Origin of the sequence: Sphaerospermopsis sp. FACHB-1094 (assembly GCF_014696195.1) — a bacterium.
GTDB lineage: Bacteria > Cyanobacteriota > Cyanobacteriia > Cyanobacteriales > Nostocaceae > Sphaerospermopsis > Sphaerospermopsis kisseleviana.
Genome location: NZ_JACJPT010000212.1, coordinates 1 through 3,418 on the forward strand (window position 1 = coordinate 1; position 3,418 = coordinate 3,418).

3 protein-coding genes are annotated in these 3,418 nt (G+C 36.9%); 2 read left to right on the forward strand and 1 reads right to left on the reverse strand.

Going from position 1 to position 3,418, the window contains the following annotated elements; translation table 11 throughout:
• Window positions 1–146 precede the first annotated feature (146 nt).
• On the forward strand, window positions 147–1,316 hold the full coding sequence (locus H6F47_RS27070; protein ID WP_190651833.1) for a hybrid sensor histidine kinase/response regulator: 1,170 nt from the start codon (window positions 147–149) through the stop codon (window positions 1,314–1,316).
• Here H6F47_RS27070 and trmB read toward each other — a convergent pair.
• Entirely contained in the window at window positions 1,313–1,948 is a 636-nt protein-coding gene (gene trmB / locus H6F47_RS27075) for a tRNA (guanosine(46)-N7)-methyltransferase TrmB (RefSeq protein ID WP_190651835.1), read from the reverse strand. The two genes, H6F47_RS27070 and trmB, sit on opposite strands and share 4 nt — an antisense overlap.
• A gap of 163 nt (window positions 1,949–2,111) precedes the next feature.
• Between trmB and H6F47_RS27080 the strand changes: the two genes are divergently transcribed.
• The gene (locus H6F47_RS27080; RefSeq protein WP_190651837.1) at window positions 2,112–3,242 is read left to right on the forward strand and encodes a metallophosphoesterase; all 1,131 of its coding nucleotides are present in this window, start codon (window positions 2,112–2,114) and stop codon (window positions 3,240–3,242) included.
• The last annotated feature ends 176 nt before the right edge of the window (window positions 3,243–3,418 follow it).

Genomic DNA, 3,418 nt, shown 5'->3' on the forward strand with positions numbered 1-3,418 from the left:
GTGATAAAAATTGATAATTTATCGCCCGAATGCTTCGCCCTTACAGGAAAATAACCTGTGATAAAAATTGATAATTTATCGCCCGAATGCTTCGCCCTTACGACTCCTGAACTCCTGACTCCTGAACTCCTGACTCCTGGAAAATAATGACTGCAACTTGCTTGGTAAAAATCTTGTTAATTGAAGACAACTTGGCGGAAGCTAGGTTGTTACAAGAGTTTTTGAAGCAATCCCCATCAAAAGAGTTTAGTTTAGTTCATGTTCAAAGATTACGAGATGCATTTCATGAATTAAGCCAACAAAACTATGACGTAATTTTGTTAGATTTAACCTTACCTGATAGTCAAGGATTATCATCCCTACCCTTACTAATGAGTCAAGCACCCAGCACACCTATTGTTGTTCTTACTAATATCAATGATGAAGAATTAGCAATAGAAGCTGTGAGACAGGGAGCGCAAGATTATTTAGTCAAAAGACAAGTAAAGCCAGATGTTTTAGTGCGTTCAGTTCAGTATGCGATCGCCAGAAAACAAGTTTTAGAACAATTACGCACAGTCAATCAAACATTAGAAATCACAGTTGAAGAAAGAACTGCTGAACTGGAAAAAGCCCAGGAACTATATCAGTTTAAAACTGAATTTGTTTCTATGCTTTCCCATGACATTCGTAATCCTTTAAATACGATACTTTTAGCTGCGGGATTGCTACAAAACAACGATGAAAAATTAACCCAAGAAAAAAAATTAAATCATCTAAAAATAATTCGTTCTGCTATTAAAAACATGGCACAATTATTGGATGAAGTTTCCTTTATTGGTAAAGCTGATTCTGGCAAATTACAATGTCAACTTTATCCTTTAAATTTAGAAGCTTTTTGTCATCAAATATTAGAAGATACTCATTTAACTGCTTTAGAGAAACGAGTGACTATAGAATTTACCAGTTCTGGTGACTTTAGCTCAACTCTTTGGGATGAAAATTTATTACGGCATATTTTAGGAAATATCCTTAGTAATGCTATTAAATATTCCTACCCTGATAGCAAAGTCAAATTTGAATTAACCAGACAAGAAAAAACAGCAACCTTCAAAATTCAAGATTGGGGAATTGGTATTTCGACAAAAGATCAAAATCAACTATTTATTCCCTTTCATCGTGGTGAAAATGTCAGCGGTATTTCCGGTACAGGTATGGGTTTAGCAATTGTGAAAAAATGTGTGGAAGCGCATGGTGGTGAAATTAAATTTGAAAGTCAAATAGACGTGGGAACAACTTTCACAGTTACTTTACCTGTAATTAAAATTGAAATTTAATGCTTTACAAACATTGCCCGATACACAGGTTCACCTTTATTTTGTGTAGCAATTTCCCTTTCTGTAGGCACAGGAAGCGGGTTTTCTGCTAACCATTTTTCTGTTCCCATTTTTGCAAATGCTGGGTGTTCTTGGAAGCGATCGCACATTTCCACAGCAATAAATTCCTGATCAGATTGCAAAAATACCACCCCACCCACAGCCAAATAATTAGCTAAATCTTCAACTAACTCTGGTTGTACTACTCTCCGTTTAGCATGACGAGTTTTAAACCAAGGATCAGGAAATTGAATTGATACCCGTTGTAAAATTCCTGGTTTTAAAGTAGATAAAATTGGACTCAAAGAATTATTCACATTACAAAATAAATAATGTAAATTTGTTAAACCCAACTCAGAAACTATCCTATTTGCTTCTATAACTAAAGGTTCTCTAATTTCCAAACCCAAAAAATTCCAGTTTGTTTCTACCTGTGCCATTTGAAGTAAAAACCTACCCCTCGCACATCCAATATCTAAATGTAAGGGTTGTTGATACTGTGCATAGATTTTTTCCCATGCTGGGGGATCAACAGGGGTTTGAAATTTTCTCGCTAGGGGGTTAACGTGCTGACGAACTCGAATCACAGCCATAATAAATACTCCTTTGACTACTCCTGTCACTAAAATTTCGCTAATAAAAGTTAAACATACAAATATTAAGTCTGGTTGCTAGTACGTAACTAGACAAGGCAAGAGTTATACTTTTGTAAAAAGGGTATATTTACTCTTTCGGCTTTAACATTTTTTTAAATCAATGGATATCAACTTTCGTTTTGCTATAGTTAGTGACTTACACATTGCACTACCCCATACAATTTGGGATCATCCCAGCCGATTTCATTTGGTGGAAGTCAGTATTCCCGCCTTTGAAAGTGTACTAGAACATTTAACACAACTTGATTTAGATTTTCTTCTGATTCCCGGAGACTTAACCCAACACGGTGAACCAGAAAATCATACGTGGTTAGCAAACAGACTTTCTCAACTACCTTTTCCGGTGTATGTTATTCCTGGTAATCATGATGTTCCCGTATTATCAGCAAACGAGCAATCCATAGGTTTTGCAGATTTTCCCCATTATTACCGCAAGTTTGGTTATGAAAACCCACACCAACCTTACTACAATTGTCAAATATTGCCCGGAGTGCGGCTAATAGGTTTAAATTCTAACACCTTTGATGAGGATGGTAAACAAATAGGGCGTTTAGATCAACAGCAGTTTCAGTGGTTAGAAACAGAACTAGCAAAAATTAACAATGATTTAGTTTTGGTGATGGTGCATCACAACGTTGTCGAACATTTGCCAAATCAATCAAATCATCCAATGGCAAATCGTTATATGTTGGAAAATGCTCCAGAACTTATAAAATTACTGCGTAAACATGGAGTGAGATTAGTTTTTACCGGACATTTGCACGTTCAAGATGTAGCGTGTGGTGATGGAGTCTATGATATTACCACTGGTTCATTAGTTAGTTATCCCCATCCTTACCGTGTTTTAGAATTTGAACGAGATCATCTAGGTAAAGAATGGTTACAAATAGTTTCTCATCGCGTGGAATCAGTACCAGATTTTCCTAACTTGCAAGAATCATCAAAACAATGGATGGGCGATCGCTCTTTCCCTTTTTTAATCAAATTACTAACTTTACCTCCCTTAAATCTACCATTAATCCAAGCACAGCAACTAGCCCCAGATTTACGAGATTTTTGGGCAACTATCGCCGATGGGGATGCAGTAATAGACTATCCCAACTTTCCTTTAGAAGTCCGTCGTTACATTCAAAAATATAGTGCAGTTACTCACACTGGACATCCCAGCCCCATAGATAATAACAGTAAGCTATTGCTTGGGAATTGGGAATTGGGAATTGGTAATTGGTAATTGGGAATTGGTAATTGGGAATTGGGAATTGGTAATTGGTAATTGGTAATTGGTAATATTTAAAAATCTTCCCCAGTCACCAGTCACCAGTCACCAGTCACCAGTCACCAGTCACCAGTCACCAGTCACCAGTCACCAGTCACCAGTCACCAGTCACCAGTCACCAGTCACCAGTC

Bases quoted from the DNA above. Each gene is read 5' to 3' on its own strand.
- H6F47_RS27080 (WP_190651837.1), top strand. From the start codon at position 2,112: ATGGATATCAACTTTCGTTTTGCTATAGTTAGTGACTTACACATTGCA.
- H6F47_RS27070 (WP_190651833.1), top strand. From the start codon at position 147: ATGACTGCAACTTGCTTGGTAAAAATCTTGTTAATTGAAGACAACTTG.
- trmB (WP_190651835.1), bottom strand. From the start codon at position 1,948: ATGGCTGTGATTCGAGTTCGTCAGCACGTTAACCCCCTAGCGAGAAAA.